Genomic DNA, 19,830 nt, shown 5'->3' with positions numbered 1-19,830 from the left:
TATTGAATCAACCGTTCACGCCGCGCGCAAGCGGTTAATAGGTCCTGACCCTAGGCGGCAAGCCGCCAAGTCTCGCTTCTCTCCCCTAAAGGAGAGAGAGTTTCTGCTATCGAAACAGCAGCACCGATGTCTGCCCGGCGCGGATCATCTGTGTCGTCGTGCTGCCGACCAGCATGTTGCGCAGCGGGCTGTGTCCGTACGCCCCCATGACCAGAAGATCGATGCCCCGCTCGCGGATCACCTGCGGCAGCACCGCATCGGGATTGCCCTCGCGCTGCACCGCCTTGACGCCCGCGCGTCCGGTGAACTGGGTCTGCGCCCAGTCGATATGCCCTGCGTTGCTGTCGGTATAGCCGCCGACAAGCACGATATCGATATCGAGCCCCCCGAACAGCATCGACGTCGAGACATATTCGAGCGCCTTCCGGCTCGAGGGTCCGCCATCGAACGCGATGGCGATGCGCTGCGGTGCCTTGAACACGCGCGTCGCCACCAGCACCGGCTTGCGGCTCTGGCGGATGACGCGCTCGACCTTGCTGCCCAGATGACCCTTGGCAAAATCCGCCTGCGCGCCGCGCTTGCCGATGATCGTCATGTCGCTGAAGGCTTCGCGCTCGGCAATCGTCTCGACAATGCCGCCCTCGCGCAAGCTGAGCTCGACATCGCTCACCCCCCGTGCACAAAGTTGATCGACGGCCGCTTCGAGCAGAAGCTGCCCCTGGCGATCGGCCAAACGCCCTTCCGCCGCCTTCAGCGCCATCACCTCGTCGAGCAGGCCGGGCTTGCTCGCGAGCCCTGCCCCGTCGAGCTCGGCGCGGGCATCGTTGCGCTGGATGACATGGAGCAATTCGACCGTCGCCTTCAGGCGCTGCGCCGCCCAGGCGGCGTGTTCGCACACGGTCTGCGAATAATGCGATACGTCAAGGCAGGCCAATAGCCGCTGCATGTCTCTCTCCTGTCGTTTCCCGGCTGTTGCCGATGAAGCTTGAACATGGGGGAACGGGTATTGCCCCGGCATGCCCCCCCCCTGGTTGTGCAACGTTCAGGACGGCGGATTGGTGCCGATCACGTGACGCGCGCCGCGACCTTGTACGCGTCGCGCTGCCAGCGCCCCTCACCCATGATGGTGGCGAGCCGATCCACGGCATGCCAGATGTCGGCAAAGCCGAGATAGAGCGGCGTCAGGCCGAGCCGCAGGACGTCGGGCGCGCGGAAATCGCCGATGACGCCCGCATCGATCAGCGCGCGGTTGATCGGCCAGGCGTTCGGGTGCACGAAGCTCGCATGGCTGCCGCGCAGGTCGGCGCGCGATGGGGTGATGGGTTGGAGTTCGGGGCAGCGCGCGGCCATCAGCTGGCCGAGGAAATCGAACAGGGCCTGCGATTTGGTCCAGAGCGCATCGCGATCCGCCTCTAGCATGAGATCGACCCCCGCCTCCAGCGCCAGCAGCGACAGCATCGGCGGGGTGCCTGCCAGAAAGCGCTCGATACCCGGTGCGGACTCGTATTCGTCGGTCATCGCGAACGGCGCGGCATGGCCCATCCAGCCCTGGATCGGCGAGCCGAGAAACTCGAGCGCCTCGGCCGCGACATACAGGAAAGCGGGCGCGCCTGGACCACCGTTCAGATATTTGTAGCCGCAACCCACGGCAAAGCGTGCAGCATCCGCAGCCATATGGAGGGGCACCGCGCCGGTGCTGTGCGACAGGTCCCAGATCAGCGGGACGTTGTGCGCATCGGCCAGCGCCTGGATCGCCGCCATGTCGAAGCGCTCGCCGGTCTTGTAATGCACATGGGTGAGCACGATCAGCGCGACGTCCGGCCCGATCTTCTCAACGATGGAATCGCGCGACGCAGCATCGAGCACGAGACCATGCTGCGCAGCAATTCCCGCAGCGACATGGAGGTCGGTCGGGAAGTTTCCGCTCTCGGTCAGGATCGTCCGGCCTTGGCCCGACCGCGCCGCGAGGATCGCCCCCATCAGCTTGTAGAGGTTCACCGTCACCGAATCGCAGGCGATCACCTCGCCCGGTGCCGCGCCGATCAGCGCCGCGATCTTGTCGCCGATGCGGCGCGGCGCACCGATCCAGTCGGCATCGTTCCAGCTGCGGATCAGCCCCTTGCCCCATTGCCGATCGACCGCATCGTGCATCACCGCACGCGTCGCCACCGGCAGCGCGCCGAGCGAATTGCCATCGAGATAGATCACGCCTTCGGGCAGCGTGAACCGGTCGCGCCAACTGGCCAAGGGGTCGGCGGTGTCGCGGGCCTCGGCCTCGGCAAGCGAAGGATAGTCGGTCATCATCAGCGCCCCAGCAATTGCTTGATCCGTGCCTTTTGCGCAGCCCAGCTGCGGCTGGTCGGCGCGATCAGCTCGACATGGCCCTCGGGCCCGTGAACGTGGTTTTCGACCCCGATGCCGCGCTTCTTCATGTCTGCGGCATAGGTCTCGGCGTAGACAGGCGGTGCAATCCGGTCCTTGTCGGTATGGAACTGGATCTGCTGCGCCTGGCTCACCGGCATTTCGGGCGGAGAGGTCAGCGCGAACCTGTCGCCTGCCATCTTCGTTGGCGCGTCGGTGCCGCAGGCATGGCCGGTGCGCTGCATCGCCGCGCGCAGATCGGCAATGCCGGCCTGGCTGATCGCGGTATCGATGCGCAGTGGGTTAGCCCCGCGCAAGGGCTCGCCCTCGGGCAGCGCCTGGCGCGCGGCCAGCCACAAAGCCAGATGCCCGCCCGCCGAATGGCCGATGACGATGGTATGCGTGAGATCGAGGTTCAGCGCCTTCGCCTGAGCGCCGAGCAGGTCGGCTGCCGCGCCGACATCCAGATAGGTGTCCGGATAGCCACCGCCGCGATCAACGCCGCGATATTCGATGTTCCACACGGCAATGCCGTCCTTGCGCAGATCGTCGGCGATATAATTCATGATGTCGCGCGTCGCGATCTCGGTCTGCCAGCAGCCGCCATGGATCATGACGACAACCGGATGCGGCCCCTTGCCAGCGGGCAGCCACAGATCGACGAGCTGCAGAGGGTCCTCGCCATAGGCGATGGTGCGGGTCGGGCTGGGACGCGGCTGATCGAGCAGATCAGGCCATTGCATGATCGGCTTTTCGGCGTTCAGCATGGCCGAGACCTGCGATCCGACGCCCAGCGACAGGCCGAGCGTCGCAAGACCGAGCGCCAGTCCGCCCCATTTGATCGTCCGCACAATGTGGTTCCTCCCCTACGACTTTCGATACAATGCAACCACCGTCACCCTGAACTTGTTTCAGGGCCCATTTATCCTCATGCGGCTTCGGCTTTTGGGGCACAATGGGTCCTGAAACAAGTTCAGGATGACCAAGACGCGAACGTCGGCGAAAAACTCAATAATCCCTCGAAATCCGCACGTTCGCGCTCTGGCGGCCGATGGTCGAGATCGACGAGAGCAGCGATAGCCAGCGGGTGATCTGGAACTCCACTTGCGTCGCCGAATAGCCGCGCCCGTCGGTGACGATCTCGACATAGGTGTTGCGGGTGATGTACTTGCCCGCCGCGATGCTGGTGCCCTGGCCCAGCGTCTGGTTGCCCTCGACGATGCGCAGCCGGTCGAGCCCGATCGCGCCGCGCAGCGCGTTGATCGGGTCGAGCCCGCCGCCGCCGCGCAGCGAGGCGAGCGCTGCTGCCAGCTGCACCGCTTCGGGCGCGGAAATGTCCGTGATCGACGATCCGAAGAGCAGGCGGGCCAGCAGTTCGTCTTCCGGCAGGGCCGGCGTGCTGGTAAAGCTGATCTCGGGCGCAAGGCCCGTGCCGCGCACGTTGATCGTAGCGTTGAGATCGCTGAGGTTCGCCGACGCCGCGATATCGAGCGCCGGGTTGGGCGGCGATTCTCCGCGAAAGTTGATGCGCCCTCGCACCAGCTCGAAATCGCGTCCGGCAAATTCATATTCGCCGCGGATCAGGTCCGCCTGGCCGGTGATGCGCGGCGCATCGACCGTGCCGGTGAGCGTCACGTTCGCACCCCACTCGCTGTTGATGCCGAGGCCCGTGACGGTGAACTGGTTGGGTGCGCGCGCCTTGACATCATAGCGCCAGACCGCCGGTCGCACACGGCGCGGCGCCTCGTCGGCGCGGCGGTTGATCTCGCGCACGTTGATCACCGGCAGCGCCTCGGCGGCATTGAACTGGCCGAGCCGGAAACGGCCCCGGTTGAGTACGACATCGCCGCCCAGCGTACCGGATGTGCCATCGGACGAGATGGTCAGCGGACCCGTGACGGTCGCACCGAAATCGTCGCGGTTGACCAACTGCGCGTTCTTCGCCGCCGCCCGGATCTCGACCGCGACGCCGCGCGAGGGCGAGGCGAACAGGCCGCCATAATCGACATAGCCCTGACCGCTTACCGTGCCGTTCGATCCCGCCTTGCCGTTGAAGCTGGTCAGCGTCAGCCGCGATCCGTTGAACTGCCCGCGCGCGGCGATGTCGCTGATCACCGTGCCCGACAGCGTGCTTTCCAGCCGCGCAGTGCGGGTGGCCAGCACGCCACTGATGCTGGGGTCCATCAGGCTGCCCGAAAGGTTCGCCGCGACACCGACCTGACCGGTGACGTCGAACGCCTCGATGCCGAGCAACCGCCAGAGCGAGTCCGCCGGGCCGTTGAAGCGCAATTGCCCGGCGAGCGTCCCGCGTCGCAGCCGCCCGAACAGATCGAAGCCCTGCGGCAGGTTGCCGATCCGCGCCTGTGCGCGCCCGACGGTCTTGTCCTGTTCGGCGATCACCGCGCGCACGGCCAGTGCGTCGACCGTCAGCGCGAGGTTCGCCGCAATATCGACCGGGCGCGAGCTGGCGATCAGACCCGTGCGCGTGAGATTGTCGAATTTCAGGCTGGCCTTGCCCGTCGGCACGCCGCCCTCGGCCTGACGATAGCTGAGCGTGCCCGAGGCATTGCCACCAAAGCCGAGTTCGCGCACCGCGACATCGAAAAGCGCCAGCGGAACGGTGTTGAACTGCGCGCTGATATCGGTCAGCCCGCCGCCGAACCGGCCCTGCAGGCCCAGCCGCCCCCGCCCGACGCGCAGCACCGCCGGGGCCAGTCGCCAGCCGCTATCGTCCAGCTTGCTGAGCCGCGCTGGCCGCACCAGTCGCAACCGGCGGTTGCCATAGCTGCCATTGCCCGCCAGCGTGACCGTGTCACTGGCAATTTGCGCGCTGGTCTGCAGCTCGAAATTGCTGCCGCGCCGCCCGGCGAGAGAGGCGGTCACGCGTCCCTCGCCGTTGACGAGATTGGCATTGGCCGCGAGCCTTCCGATGAAGAGCGGTCCGCGACCGATGCCCTGCGCGCGCATGCTGCCGACGATCGTGTTGCGTCCCTCGGCGATCAGCGCGTCGATTTCCGCCGCGCCGCGGTTGATCGTGATCGGCACCTCGCCGTCGAACCGCGCATTGGCAAGGTCGAGCATCGCCTTTACGCCCTGCCCGCCGCTGCGCGGATCGAGCGTGACATCGCCGGTAATGCCCCCGCCACGGACATTGAGCGCACCTTCGAGCCCGGCCTTGGTGGCGTAGATATTGCCGGCGAACAGCGCCTGCGACACCGTGAACCGCTCGATCTCTATCAACGTCCGCCCGGCTTCGCGCGCAAAGATGCGCGTCGCGCCCTCAAGCGGCCCCAGCGTCGACTGGCCGGTCACGTCGACCGAAAACCCATCGGGCACGGTGCCGAGCGCGAGCCGAAGGTCCTGCACGCCCAATGCGGGAAGCGGTTCGTCGAGCGTGAGGACTGCGCGCATGTCGCCGCGGATCGAATCCGCGCTGACATCGAGCGGACCGTAGTCGCGATGCCGTCCGCTGGCGCGCAGGACGATGCGGCCATCCGGCTCGACCCGTCCGCCGCCGATCAGCGCCAGCTTCTGCGCCGCCAGGCTCGCATCGCGCAACACGAAGGGCTGGCCTGCACCATAGCTGAACTTGCTGGCAAAGCGCGGAGACGGCCCGATCAATGTCACCACCGTTTCGTTGACCACGCGGCGCATCAGCACGCGGACATCGCCCAGCATATCCCAGGCGGCGCCGCCGCCAAAGGCGACGCGCACATTGGCATCGATATCGGCATCACCGACATTCTCGACCCCGAAGGCGGGGAGCCGCGCATCCACGACTGCGAGATAGCGCCCACGCTGGCTGCTGCCCGAAAGCTGTACCAGCGCGACCAGGCTCTTGCTGGTCAGCCGGATCGGATCGCTGCTGAGCACGCCTTTGCGCAGACGCACGATGCCCTGGCCGGTCAGTCCATTGGCCAACCGGTCGCCATAGGCATTGCCGGTGACGACGCGTGTCGCGCTGAGCTTGACCGGAAGGGTGACATCCCTGCCCTGCCGGGTCAGCGTGCCCTGCGCGAGCAGCGCATCCGCGCTCACCCCGGCGAGCGCCACGCGATCCGCCGACAGACGATAAGGAGCCTCGAGATCGCCGAAGGGGCCGTTCAGGGTCACCGTTGCGCGCAGATTGCGCGCCTCAAGCCCATCGGCGAGCAGCCCGGGACGGGAGAGTGCGGCAAGAAGCTCGACATTGTCGAACCGGTTCTCGCCCAGATCGATCGCGCCCTTCGCATTGGCCGTGCCCGCCTGCCCCGCGAGCGCGATCATGCCCGAGAGCACCCGCGCATCGAGCGTGCCGCGCGCGACCACACCGACCGCAGGACCAAGCATGCGCGCAAAGCTGTCGCCGATCAGCGGCCCGGGCCGGACAAAGCCCCGGATCCGCACCTCGCCTTCGCGCTGGTTGATGTCGAGCGCACTGAGTTCTCGGTTGCCCAGCCGGGCAAGCAGCCTGCCCTGCCAGAAATCCCAGTCGCCCTGCCCCTTGATCGAGGCGGCCATGTCCTGTTTCAGCCCGGCCAGTGCCGCAATGGCGCCGCTGGCAGGCGCACTGACATCACCGTCGATCTGCAGCCGGTTCTGATCGGGCATCGCGTCGATCTTTACCGCCAGCCGATCAGTGCCGTCGGCGAGCGATGCGCGCGCATCGACCAGCACCCGGCCCGAGCGGATATCGACCCGCCCTGCCAGATTGGCGACGCGGCGTGGCCCGGCAATGCCCTGCCGGATCACCAGGCCGTCCGCGCGCAGCCGGTCGATGCGGATGTCGAAGGCCGGTAGCAGCGGATCATCGGGATCGCCGGGATTAAGCTCGGGCAGGCTGCGCAACTCGCCGCGCCGGAGGACGAGATCGCGGATGTCCAGCCGATTGCGCAGGAAGCTGAACGGTCGCCAGTCGAGATCGACCGCCGAAGCGGTGAAGAATACCCGTTTGGTATCGCGCAGTTCGACCCCGCGCAGCACCGCCTTGCCATAGATCGACCCGTCGATCCGCGCGACGCGGAGCGACAGGCCGGACTTGAGCTGATAGCTGGCGATCTGCTCTGCGACGAGGCGGCGCCCAGGCCCACTATCCAGCCCGAACAGCAATGCGGCGCCGAGCCCGGCGAGCACCAGCACGCCGATCATCAGACCGCGCAGCCAGCGCACGGGCCTGGCCTGTGGCGCCGCCTGCTCAACCGTGGTTGGAATGGCCTCGTCCGCCATCAGAAGGCTTGTCCGAGCGAGATATAGACCCCTATCCGACTATCGCCGGGCTGGGGGTTGAGCGGGGTGCCGATATCCAGCCGCAGCGGCCCGAAGCTGCTGTAATAGCGTACGCCGACGCCTGCGCCATAGCGGATGCCGCTGAAATCGGGCGTGCTGCCGGCATAGACATTCCCCGCGTCGAAAAAGGGCACCACGCCGAAATTGCCCAGGCGCACGCGCGCCTCGATCGAGAATTCGGCCAGGCCGTTGCCGCCAATCGGATCGTTATTGCCATCGCGCGGCCCGATGGCCTGAAAGCCGTATCCGCGCACCGATCCGCCGCCACCCGCGTAGAAGCGCCGCGAGGGCGCAATGTTGAAGCGATTGGCGCCGATGGTGCTGCCCAGCCGCACGCGCCCCGCCAGAACGATCCTTTCCGAAACCGGCTGGTAATAGCTTCCGTCGATCTGGATGCGGGCATAGCCCTTGCTGCTCGATTGCAGCGAATATTCGGGCGAGATGCGCCCGCCCAGCCGGAAGCCCCGGGTCGGATCGAGCAGGCTGTCCGTGCCGTCATAGCTCAATGCCGTCGGCAGCGCGGCGATGAAGAAGGTGCGCCGTGCGCCTCCGACGATCCTTGCGCGACTGTCGCGCTCGTCCGACAGCACCAGTTCCGCCCCCAGCGACCAGGTCCATTTCTTCTGGAAGATGAGGTTCGTCTGCCGCTCGAGCGAGGCGGCCACCAGAAAGGTCCGCGCCTCGAACGCATCGCGGTCGATATTGCTGGCCAGCACCTGCGCCGTCAGCACGCGGTCGCGCTTGAGGAAATTGTTGCGGCGATAGACCAGGTTGATCAGCTGCTCCTGCGTTCCGCCCACGGCGCGCGCACGCACCAGCCCCTCGGGGGGGAAGAAGTTGCGATGTTCCCAGCTGACTTCGGCGCGATAGCCTTCGCCCGTCCCATAGCCGACCTCGCCTGCGATGGTGCGCAAGGGGGCGGCGACGGTTTCGACCTGAATGTCCACCGTTCCGGGCTCGTTGCCCACGGGATCGGTCGCTGCCACCGGGGTCAGCGTCGCGGTCGAGACCAGACCTGTCGCGAGGATCGCCCGGCGCAGGTCGTCCATTTCCGACGCCTGGAAGATATCGCCGCGATCAAACCGGGCGATCCGCTCGAGATGCCGGGATCCGAACAAGCCGTCGTCGTTCGCGATCACGCCGCCGAACCGGTACTGGCCGCCGGGTGTCACCGGCACGGTCAGCGCCCCGCTGCGCGCCTCGTGATCGATCAGCAGATCGGGCTCGCCCATCTGCGCAAAAGGAAAGCCGGTTTCGAGCAGCCGGGTCAGCACCGCGAGCCTGCCGGCGACGATCCTGTCGGCATTGGCAGCGTCGCCGACCTTCATGCCGAAGGCCGCACGCGCGGCAGGCACATCGACGCCCACGGCATCGAGCCCGGCCAGGTCGATCGCGCTCAACCGATAGATCGGCCCGGGATTGACATCGAAGGTCAGTTGCACGCGGTCCTGATCCGGAATCCTGGCGACCGAATTGCGCACCTCGCCATCGTAGAAGCCATAGACGCGCAGCATCGTATCGATCAGATCATTGTCGTCGCGGGCGCGGCGATTGACCTGCGCGAGATTGGCATCGTCATCCGAAAGGCGCTCGAGCGTCGAGAGCGCCTGGAAGCGGTTGCGGAACGCATCCTGGTCAAGCTCGGCCAGATCTTCGGTCGGCAGGAAGTTGACGGTGACGCGATAGCGCACGTCGCCATCGTCGATTTCGCGCAGCGCCTGGCGTTCGGCCTGACGCGCCTCGCGTTCGGCTTGCCGTTCGGCGCGGCGGGCGGCGCGATCGCCCTCTGCATCCTCGGCCAGCGCGGCTTCGTCCGTTTCCGCCAGCGGTGCTGCGATCGCCAGACCGTCGCGCACATCATCGGCTTCGGTTGCGACAATATCGCCGGTCGAACTGTCCGATGCGTCAGCGGCCTGAGTTTCGGCAGGAAGCACGTCCTCTGCGGAAAATTCGCCGGGCCAGGCCGGAATATCCCCGCCCTCGGGCCATTCGACCTCCATTCCCGGCAGCTGATCGAGCGGCGCGAGCGGGTCGACGTTCAGCGGGTCCTCGACCTGCGAGTCTTCGGGTTGCAGGACGGTGCCGGAAGGGTCGGATGAAGCGGCTGGAGCCTGCGAGATATCGGCCTGCTGCGCCCACGCGACATGGGGCCATGCACAGCCAGCGACCAGCATGACCAGTGTTCCCGCCCTCGCAAGACGCCCGCGATCACCCTGCCTCATCGACTCGATATGCTTTCAGCGCGGGCAGGTTCCCGCCCGAAATCGAAATAGTCGTTATGCGCCCGCACCGTCGCGTTCAAGGTCGAAAGCGTGCCAGCCATCGGGGCCAAGCAGTTCCAGCGGCTGATATTTGATCTTGTACTGCATCCGCGGCGAAGATTTTACCCAATAGCCGAGATACACATAGGGCAGCCGGGCGCGCGCCGCGCGCTGGATATGGTCCATGATGATGTAATTGCCCAGGCCCCGCCGGGTCGGGTGATCGGGCTCGTAGAAGCTGTAGATCATCGACAGGCCGTCGCCCTGCTGATCGGTCAGGCACGCGCCCACCAGCTTGCCCGCGCTGCCATCCGGATTGGGCTCGCGATATTCGATGACATAGCTGCGCACCGGCGTGTGCTCGACCATGTCGGCATAATCCATGTCATCCATGTCGGACATGCCTCCGCCGGGATGGCGCGTCTTGAGGTAACGGCGCAGCAGATCGTACTGCTCCTGCGTCGACCAGGGCTTGCAGGCGGAGACGATGAGATCACGGTTGCGCTTGAGCAGCTTGCGCTGGTTGGCAGAGGGCACGAACTGGTCTGCCACCACGCGCACCGAAACGCAGGCGCGGCAGTCGAGGCAGCTCGGGCGATAGGCAACGTTCTGGCTGCGACGGAACCCGATGCGGCTCAGTGCGTCGTTCAGCTCGTCGGCATGTGGTCCGCTCAGTTCGGTGAACACCTTGCGCTCGCTCTTGCCCGGAAGATACGGGCACGGGCCGGGGTTGGTCACGAAGAAACGGGGAAAACGTGCCGGTGCGCTCACGTGGCAAACGGTCCTTGTGCAAATGGCTTGGTAATGGGGATCATGCTCGGCAAACGATATGCCCACCAAGCGCCCCGCAAGCCAAGCCGGTTAACCAACTTTCTTGGTTAAGCCGCGCCAAGTCGAGTCAAATCGGCGGTCAAGCGTGGGTGGACTGTGGATAAGGGACGATTCATGCTGAATCGGAAACTGGTCCGGCTAGCTCTTTGTGCCGGTTTCTGCCGAACCGGTGGCATGCCCCATCCGCGACTTGCTCGCTCCCAAACCCTCACCCCCGCTAAAACGGCAGTCCCGCTTTCGCGGCAAGCTCTGAACACAGCGGGATTCCCGCTTTCGCGGGAATGACGAAAAAGATCGCGCGATGGGCCAGTATCAGGCCACCTCGACCAGTCCAACGTCGTAACCGCTGGCCTTGAGCGAGGTGACGAGCGCATCGAGCTGGCTGCGGTCGCGCGCCTCGCATTCGATATCGGTGATCAGCCCCTTGGCGGGCAGGTTGGTGAACACGCGCTGGTGATAGATCTCGATGATGTTCACCTGATGCGCATCGAACTGGCGCATCACCTTGAACAGCGCGCCGGGCCGATCCTGCAGCGCAATGCGCAGCCGCGCCAGGCGACCGGACCGCGCCAGATCGCGCAGGAGCACATTGGCGAGCAGCCGCGTATCGATATTGCCACCGCACAGCACCACGGCGACGGTCTGACCGCGGAACCGATCGGGCTCGGCCAGCAGCGCGGCGAGACCAGCAGCCCCAGCCCCTTCGGCGACCGTCTTTTCGATCTGCAGCAACAGGCTGACAGCGGTTTCGAGCTGAGGCTCGCTGACCAGCACGATGTCATCGGCGAGCGCACGCACGATTTCGCGGGTGAACTCGCCGGGCTGCTTGACGGCAATACCCTCGGCGAGCGTATCGCCCTCGCACGGATATTGGGTGCCCTTCACCGTGTTGTACATGCTGGGATAGAGCTGCGCCTGCACGCCGGTCAGCCTGATCCCGGGCTTGAGCGCGCGCGCGGCGGTGCCCATGCCGGAAAACAGGCCGCCGCCGCCGATCGGAATCACGAAATGATCGATCTCGGGCGCGTCCTCTAGCATCTCGAGCGCGACCGTACCCTGCCCCGCCGCGATCACCGGATCGTCGAACGGGTGGACGAAGGTCAGCCCCTCGCTCTTCTCGAGCTCGCGGGCATGTGCATAGGCGTCGTCATATTTCTCGCCGAACAGGATGACGCGGCCGCCATTGGCCTCGGTCTGCTGCACCTTGATGGTGGGCGTGGGCTTGGGCATCACGATGGTGACGGGGACGCCGAGGCGCGTGCCGTGCCAGGCCAGGCCCTGCGCATGGTTGCCTGCCGACGCGGCGATCACGCCCTTGGCCTTGGCCTCCTCGCTCATCTGGCTGAGGAAGTTGAGCGCGCCGCGCTCCTTGTAGGCGGCGGTGAACTGGAGGTTCTCGAACTTGAGATACACCGTCGCGCCGGTAATCGCCGACAGCGTCTTGCTGACAAGCGTGGGCGTGCGGACGATCGAACCGGCGATGCGGGCATGCGCGGCGCGGATATCGTCCAGGGTGAGGCGTTCGGTCGGGCTGGTCATATCGGCTGCGGCCCCTAACCGATATGGCGCGGATTGAAAACATCCGTTAAGGCACCGCCATGGCAAATATAGCATTTATCGGTATCGGCGTGATGGGCGGGCCCATGGCGCGCCATCTGGGCAATGACGGGCACACTCTGTCGCTCTACAATCGCACTCCGGCCAAGGTCCACGCCTGGCTTCAGGCGCACCCGCATCTGGCGGAAAAGGCTCGCGTTGCCGCGACTCCGGCGGAGGCGGCGGAAGGGGTCGATGCGGTCATCACCTGTGTCGGCAATGACGATGACCTGGCGCAGGTGATCATGGGTCATCAGGGCGCGTTCACGACATTGCCTAAGGGGGCATTGTTCATCGATCACACCACCGTCTCGGCCACCATCGCGCGGCAGATTTCGGTCGAGGGCCGCGCCAAGAACATCCTGTGCGTCGATGCGCCCGTGACCGGCGGCCAGGCAGGCGCGGAAAACGGCACGCTCGCCATCATGTGCGGCGGCAAGAAGGACGCGGTCGATGCCGCGCGCCCGATCATCAAGAGCTATTCCAGCCGCATCGTTCATGTCGGCGGCCCCGGCGACGGGCAGACCACCAAGATGGTCAACCAGATATGTATCGCGGGCGTGCTCGGCGGGCTCAGCGAGGCGATGCGTTTCGCTCAGGCGAGCCGGCTCGATCTCGACAAGGTGTTCCAGGCGATTTCGGGCGGCGCGGCGCAGAGCTGGCAGATGGACAATCGCTGGAAGACCATGGCCGAGGACAGTTTCGATTTCGGCTTCGCCATCGACTGGATGCGCAAGGATCTGGGCCTTGCGCTCGACGAGGCGCGCAACAATGGCGCGTCGATCCCTGTAGCCGCCTTGCTCGACCAGTTCTTCGCCGAGGCGCAGCATCTGGGCGCGGGCCGCCAGGATACCAGCGCGCTGATCCGCAGGCTGCCGCGCAAATGAGCCGTCCGATGTTCGCGCGCACCGCCGCGCTCGCCGCCACCCTGCTTGCCAGCGCCGCCTCGCCTGTCTGGGCCGATGGACTGATCGACAATGTCAACGGCATGACGCTCGACGCCAAGGGCAAGGTCGTCAGTTTCACCGGTCTGGTCATCGACAATGACGGCAAGGTGAAGCAGCTGCTCGAACGTCGCGACAAGCGCCCCGAAAAGCTCGATTACAAGCTCGATGGCGATGGCCGCACGTTGATGCCCGGCATCATCGATGCGCATGGCCATGTCATGGGGCTGGGCTTCTCGCTGCTGACGCTCGACCTGTCAGGCACGAAGTCGCTCGAAGAGGCGCTCGCCAAGATCAAGGCCTATGCCGACGAAAACCCCAGCCGACCGTGGATCATCGGGCGCGGATGGAACCAGGAAAAATGGGGCCTCGGCCGCTTTCCCACCGCTGCCGATCTCGACGCGGTCGTGCCCGACCGGCCGGTCTGGCTCGAACGGGTCGATGGCCATGCCGGCTGGGCCAACACCGCCGCGATGCAAGCCGCGGGCGTCAAGCCCGACGTAAAGGATCCCGCAGGTGGCAGGGTCGAGCGGATCGGCGGCAAGCCTGCGGGCGTGTTCGTCGATGCCGCCGAGGCGCTGGTGAGCAAGGCGGTGCCGCCGCCGCGCGCGGTCGATCGCGATGCCGCGCTGATCGCGGCGCAGGACCATCTGCTTGCACTCGGCATCACCGGCATTGCCGATATGGGCACGACCATCGACGACTGGCAGGCTTATCGCCGCGCCGGGGACGAGGGCCGGCTGCGCGTGCGCATCATGTCCTATGCCGCCGGGATCGAGGCGATGGTCGCGATCGGTGGCCCCCGCCCGACCCCCTGGCTCTATGACGACCGGCTGCGGCTCAACGGCGTGAAGCTCTATCTCGATGGTGCGCTCGGCTCGCGCGGGGCGCTGCTCAAGGCCGATTATGCCGACATGCCCGGCCAGCGGGGCCTGGCGTTCGTCAACGACACCCAGCTGCTCAACATGATGAGCCGCGCCGCGATGGACGACTTCCAGGTCGCCGCGCATGCGATCGGCGACGGCGCGAACGCGCAAGCGCTCTCGGCGATCGAGGAACTCGCCAAGGACTATAAGGGCGACCGCCGCTGGCGCATCGAGCACGCGCAGATCATCGATCCGGTCGATATCCCGCGCTTCGCGAAGAACGGCATCATCGCCTCGATGCAGCCGGTGCACCAGATTTCGGACCGGCTGATGGCCGAAGCCCGGCTGGGCCCGGCCCGGCTGGCCGGTGCCTATGCGTGGAAGACGCTGAGCCAGGCGGGCGTGCCGCTGGCCTTCGGCTCGGACACGCCGGTGGAATCGCCCGATCCCTTTGCCGGGCTGGCTGCCGCGATCACCCGCGAAGGCGCCGACGGCCAGCCTTTCGGCGGCTGGCAGCCCCAGGAGCGGCTTGGCAGGACCGAGGCGATCGACGCGTTCACGCGCGGCGCAGCCTATGCCGGGTTTGCCGAAGACCGGTTCGGCACGCTGATGCCCGGCATGCGCGCGGATTTCATCCTGCTCGATGTCGATCCGCTGCTCAGTACGCCCGGCGAATTGCGCAACGCGAAGGTCGTGGAAACCTGGGTTGGGGGCGTTCGTCGCTATCAGCGCGACGACAACCATTAGCTGTCAAATTTGCTATAGGTTAACCCTGGCGAAACTATTCGTTGCCCGGTTGCAACAGCCTGCCACAAAAGCCTTTTTGCCCCGGATTTGGGCCGAAAACCGGCTTGCACGTATGGAACTTTCGGCTTAGTGGGGCATTGAGCGCCGGGAAGAGCTCGTAAAACACTCTTTTCGCAACGGGTTGCAATGCCTTGATTCCAAAAGATTAAGGCGCAATTTTGAATACGTGACGGAGGCTATAATGAAGAATCGTTTTGCTGTGGCAGCTCTTGCCGCACTCGCCGTCGCCGCAACGCCTGTGCTGGCTCAGACCAGCGTCGCACGCGTTTCGGCTGCTTCGGGTGACGAGAGCGAAGCCGAAGGCAGCACCGGCATCATCATCGGTGTCGTGGCTGCTGCTGCCGTGATCGGCGGTATCGTGATCGCTGCCGACCAGGACAGCGACACCCCGACCAGCCCCTGATTTCGATCAGGAGCCGTCGGGCCGCACTGGTCCGAACAGTTCAGGAAAACGGGGTCTTCGGGCCCCGTTTTTTTGTGCCTGAAGTGCGCATCCTACGCTGCCAGCGATAACCCGCAGAACAACGGAAAAGGCGGTTGACCAAAGTCTTGCTCCTCCCGCTCCGGCGCTTACGAAAAAAAATCGCTTCACTGCATTTTTTCCGTGGAACCTAACGAGGGCCGATGGGTTTTTGCTTCAGGACGGCAGACCAAGCCCCCCCTCCAATGCCGTCCTAAAAAACATGAGCCCGGGCGCGCGATCCTCCCCCCTTCTCATCGCGCCCGGGCTTATATTTTGCCCTCAACCCATCGCTGAACACGAAGCCTTGCTTCGCCGAGCCAAAATGCGCAGAACAGACGCATTCGGGTCGCACCGTTCTGCCCCGCTGGCGCGCGTACGCGCAGCCGGGTGCCGTCAGGGGTGTCGATGCGATCGCAACCGCCATTTCGAGCCGCACTGCCAGGAATCGGATCGTCGATCCGGCATGGTTGGGCTGTGGTTGCGGCGATGGCATTGTCTGCTTTTGCAGGCCCGGTGCAGAGCCAGTCCGCCAAGTCGGATATGGCGGCGAGCCAGACTGCCCAAAACGCGGCGGATGCGCCTGAAACCGATCCGCTGCTGGCCGAGATCGAACGCTTTCGCGCGATCGACGCGGAGGCCTTTGCCGCCAAGGACTATGCGCGTGCCGCCGAGGCCTCCGCCAGGGTTCTGGCGCTGGCCGAGCCGCTGGGCGACGACAGTTTCGTCCTGGCGCGCGCTCTTAACGACCATGCACTCAACCTGATGTTCGCTGGCAAGCCAGTCGATGCCGAACCGATCATGCGCCGGGCGCTGACGCTTTACGCCGGGCAGCTCGGCGCCGACCATCCCGAAACGCTGAAGGCTGAGGCCAATCTGGGCGCGGTGCTGTTCAATGCCGGGCGGACAGAGCAGGCCGCAGCCGCCTATCGCACTGCGCTTGACGGCTTTCGCGCCAAATTGGGGATCGACGATCCGACGACCCGCGATGCGGCCGCCAATCTTGTCGACATGCTCTATCGCCTCGCGCGCCGCGACGAGGCCATTCCCGTCCAGGCCGAGCTCGTCGACAGCCTGAAACGCGATCCCGGCCCGGATCACCCCGATACCTTGCTGCAGCAAAAGGTGCTGGCCACTCTCCAGATCGAAATGGGCCGGTATGAGCCGGCGCGAGGCCTGTTGCGCGAGGCCTTGCCGCGCGTCGAGACGGCCCTGGGCAAGACCCATCCGCTGGCGACAGAGATTCTGGCCATGCTCTCGGTCACCTACGAACGCGTCGGCGATTATGCTGGGGCGGAACCCCTGGCCCGCGAGGCGCTGTCGCGCGCGCGCGAGGCCGCAGGTCAGGACAGCCCATCGACATTTCTTGCCAATGTCGCGCTGGGCAATATCCGCATCGCGCTGGCGCGTTTCGCAGAGGCCGAAGCCGATCTGAAGCCCGCCTATCAGGCATCGCTGACCAATCCGGGGGAAGCGAGCGAACTGAGCCTTGCGCTGGCGCGTTCGCTGGCCACGGTCTATCTCAATACCGGGCAGTTTCGCGAGGGCATCGCCATCATGGAACGCGCAACGGACGTGGTGAAACGCCATTATCCGCCGACCAACAGCTTTGCCCATGTCATTCCGGGCACCCTGGTCTCGCTACTGCTGGCATCCGGACGGTACAGCGAGGCAGCACCGATCAGCGCGGCCTTGCTTGCCGATATCCGCAAGGTCCGCGGCGTGGACAATCGCGATGCGATCAACGTCGCCGCCAATCACGCGCTGCTCCTCACCAACATGGGCCGCTATGCCGAGGCCGAAGCGCTGACCGAGGAAATCTATCCCCATCAGCTCGCGCAACTGGGGCGCGACCATTCCGAAACGCTGTCCAACCGCAACAATCTGGCGCTGATCCAGATCTATCGCGGGCAGTATACCGAGGCGGAAGCCCTTCTGCTTGAGACCCAGGCGCTCGCGCTCGAACGTTATGGGCGCCAGCACCCGATCTGGCAGGGCACGGCGGTCAATCTGGCATTGGTGCTGGTGCAGCAGCGCCGATACGCCGAGGCCGAGGCGGTCTATCAGGCAAGCCTCGATGCGTTGAACCAGGCGCTGGGGCCGGATCACGTCTCGGTCCTGCAGACCCGCGCCAATATTGCCGACATGAAGCTCCAGCGCGGCGATTTTGCGGGCGCAGCAGACATCCTGGCTTCGGTTCTGGACCGGGGGGCCAGCCAGTCTGCGCAGCAAAGCCAATTGCTCATTCTCGCCCGGACCAATCTGGGCATCGCGCAATTGCTGCTCGATCGCCCGAAGGAAGCGGAAGCCAATCTGCGCCAGGTCGTCGATCTCCCATACGAGACGCTCGCGCGCGATCATCCGCTGCGCTTTGCCGCGCAGTCGCGGCTGGCGCTGGTCTATGCCCGGCGCGATGAGTTTGCTGCTGCCGATGCGATCTATACCGATCTGTCGCAAAGCCAGATCGCGGCGTTCGGGCTTTCGCATCCCAACAGCCTCGATACGCTGTCGATCCTCATTCGGGCACGGATCGCCAACAGCGCTGCCGGCACCGATCGCCTCACCCCCGCGCGCATGCTGCTCCAGGGACTCGCCGAGCGCATCGGTACCGCCGACAATGGCTTGGGCGGAGAAGCGCAAAGCACCCGCGACCGCGCCAATTTGGCCGATTATTACAGCCGGGCGGTCGATGCGATGTGGCTCGCCCGCGGCCAGGACCTTGCGACGATCCGCGGCGAGGCCTTTGCCGCGCTGCAAGGCGCCATTGCGGGCGGCGCCAATGACGCCATCGCGCGGATGGCGGCGCGCGGTCTGGCCGACAGCATCGATCCCGCGCTGGGTGATCTGGTGCGCGAACGCGAAACGCTGGCCAGCGGCTGGACCGAGAATGCCCGAAAATATAACGAGGCGCTGGCCAGTACCGCACCGGGCGCACCGGAATTGCGGGCCAACCTGCTGGAAGGCCGAAAGGTCATGGCCGATCGCATTGCCGCGATCGATCGGACCCTTCGCCAGCAGTTTCCGCAATATTTCGCGCTGGTACGGCCCGAGCCGCTGTCCGAAACCCAGGCCGAGCAGCTGCTGGGCGCCGATGAGGCGGCGCTGCTCATCGTGCCCAGCGACAAGGGAACGCATGTCTTTGCGGTCAGCGCGGCGGGCACGGTCTGGCACAAGGCGGATGCGGACAGCGACGAGATCGCTGCCAAGGTTCGCCGGCTGCTATGGGATGTCGGCGCAAATGTGAACGTGGATGCGGTCGAGGATGCGCAATGGTCGAACGAGGGTGACGGCGCCTATCCGTTCGATCGGGGCACCGCCTTTGCGCTTTACGAGACGCTCATCGCACCGGTGGCAGAGACAATCAGGGGCAAGCGCCACCTGTTCATCGCCGCGGGCGGTCCGCTCTCGTCGCTGCCCTTCGGCATGCTGGTCACCGAAAAGCCCGAAGGCGCGGACGGTGACCCCGCCAATTTGCGCGCTACCAGATGGTTTGCCGATGCGCATGCACTGATCCAGATACCGTCGCTCCAGTCGCTGAAGTTCCTGCGCGACAAGCGCGCAACGGCCGCGACAACCGGAGCGGCCACGCGCCAGCCGTTCATGGGCTTTGGCGATCCTGCGCTCGAGGGCCAGGCGGTGCAGCGCGGCAGCGGGGGCCGTGGTACGTTTGTCAAGGGCAAGGGCCGCGATCCCCGCCGCGCGCGGCCACAGGGTCTCGCCGCCGCGCAGGCGTTCCTGCCGGGCACCACCCGCTCGGGAGGCGGCATTGCCAATATCGCAGCGCTCAGGTCGATGGCGCGGCTGCCGGGCACGGCGCAGGAACTGGCGGCGATGCGCACCGCATTGGGGGCAGAGCCCGCCAGCGTGATGACCGGACAGCAGGCGACCGAGGCCAATGTCCGCAAGGCCAGGCTTTCCGACGCGCGCATCGTGGCGCTGGCAACGCACGGGCTGATGGCGGGCGAGATCGAGGGCGCGGCCGAACCCGGGCTGGTGTTCACCCCGCCCGATGCCGCGAGCGAAGTCGATGACGGGCTGCTGACCGCCTCCGAGGTCGCCGGGCTGAAGCTCGATGCCGATTGGGTTATCCTCTCGGCCTGCAACACGGCGGCGGGTGACGGATCGGAAGGCGCGCCCGGCCTGTCCGGACTGGCGCGTGCGTTCTTCTATGCGGGGGCGCGCAACCTGCTCGCCTCGCACTGGCCGGTGCGCGACGACGTGGCGGCGCGGATGACGGTGCGGGCGATAGAGATCGCGCGCGACAACCCTGCCCTCTCCCGCGCCGAAGCCTTTGCCCAGGCGATGCGCGAGATCCGCATCGATGCCAGCCAGGACTCGGACAGCGACACGCTCGCGCACCCCAATGCCTGGGCCCCGTTCACCCTGATCGGCGACGGCACGCGCTAGACCTGCCCGCCCGGCAGGGCTAAGGCACAAGG

The 19,830-nt window shown here is 65.9% G+C and carries 11 protein-coding genes; 4 read left to right on the top strand and 7 right to left on the bottom strand.

From position 1 onward, the window contains the following. Positions 1–106: 106 nt before the first annotated feature. The 7 genes from AX725_RS14235 to AX725_RS14205 all read right to left on the bottom strand — a co-directional run bounded on the left by AX725_RS14235 (position 107) and on the right by AX725_RS14205 (position 12,257). Entirely contained in the window at positions 107–946 is an 840-nt protein-coding gene (locus AX725_RS14235; protein WP_060977672.1) for a universal stress protein, read from the bottom strand. 119 nt (positions 947–1,065) lie between these two features. Next, the gene (gene kynU / locus AX725_RS14230) at positions 1,066–2,301 is read right to left on the bottom strand and encodes a kynureninase (RefSeq protein WP_060977677.1); all 1,236 of its coding nucleotides are present in this window, start codon (positions 2,299–2,301) and stop codon (positions 1,066–1,068) included. 2 nt (positions 2,302–2,303) lie between these two features. After that, positions 2,304–3,212 carry an alpha/beta hydrolase family protein gene (locus AX725_RS14225; protein WP_208597857.1) on the bottom strand — a complete coding sequence of 303 codons (909 nt, stop codon included), beginning with the start codon at positions 3,210–3,212 and terminating at the stop codon, positions 2,304–2,306. A gap of 157 nt (positions 3,213–3,369) precedes the next feature. Continuing rightward, positions 3,370–7,509 (bottom strand): translocation/assembly module TamB domain-containing protein, encoded by a 4,140-nt coding sequence (locus AX725_RS14220; RefSeq protein WP_167348188.1) that lies wholly within the window; start codon positions 7,507–7,509, stop codon positions 3,370–3,372. Positions 7,510–7,565: 56 nt separating this feature from the next. Next, positions 7,566–9,800 (bottom strand): autotransporter assembly complex protein TamA, encoded by a 2,235-nt coding sequence (locus AX725_RS14215; RefSeq protein WP_208597856.1) that lies wholly within the window; start codon positions 9,798–9,800, stop codon positions 7,566–7,568. A gap of 102 nt (positions 9,801–9,902) precedes the next feature. Further along, complete coding sequence (locus tag AX725_RS14210; protein ID WP_060977669.1) at positions 9,903–10,658, bottom strand: arginyltransferase; 756 nt, start codon at positions 10,656–10,658, stop codon at positions 9,903–9,905. A gap of 372 nt (positions 10,659–11,030) precedes the next feature. Further along, complete coding sequence (locus AX725_RS14205) at positions 11,031–12,257, bottom strand: threonine ammonia-lyase (protein WP_066114083.1); 1,227 nt, start codon at positions 12,255–12,257, stop codon at positions 11,031–11,033. Between the two features lie 59 nt (positions 12,258–12,316). On the opposite strand from AX725_RS14205, the gene AX725_RS14200 reads away from it, so the two are divergent. From AX725_RS14200 to AX725_RS14185, 4 genes are all read left to right on the top strand, one after another. Beyond that, positions 12,317–13,201 (top strand): NAD(P)-dependent oxidoreductase, encoded by an 885-nt coding sequence (locus AX725_RS14200; protein WP_060977667.1) that lies wholly within the window; start codon positions 12,317–12,319, stop codon positions 13,199–13,201. After that, complete coding sequence (locus AX725_RS14195) at positions 13,198–14,871, top strand: amidohydrolase (RefSeq protein WP_060977666.1); 1,674 nt, start codon at positions 13,198–13,200, stop codon at positions 14,869–14,871. Before AX725_RS14200 ends, AX725_RS14195 begins: the two co-directional genes overlap by 4 nt. 241 nt (positions 14,872–15,112) lie before the next feature. Then, a complete protein-coding gene (locus AX725_RS14190) occupies positions 15,113–15,334 on the top strand; it encodes a hypothetical protein (RefSeq protein WP_060977665.1) in 222 nt (73 codons plus the stop codon). 546 nt (positions 15,335–15,880) lie between these two features. Beyond that, entirely contained in the window at positions 15,881–19,798 is a 3,918-nt protein-coding gene (locus AX725_RS14185; RefSeq protein ID WP_060977664.1) for a tetratricopeptide repeat protein, read from the top strand. Positions 19,799–19,830: the final 32 nt, after the last annotated feature.

Source organism: Blastomonas sp. CCH9-A1 (assembly GCF_001557175.1).
In the GTDB taxonomy this organism is placed as follows: Bacteria; Pseudomonadota; Alphaproteobacteria; order Sphingomonadales; family Sphingomonadaceae; genus Blastomonas; species Blastomonas delafieldii_A.
This window is presented reverse-complemented; position numbering and strand designations above follow the sequence as displayed.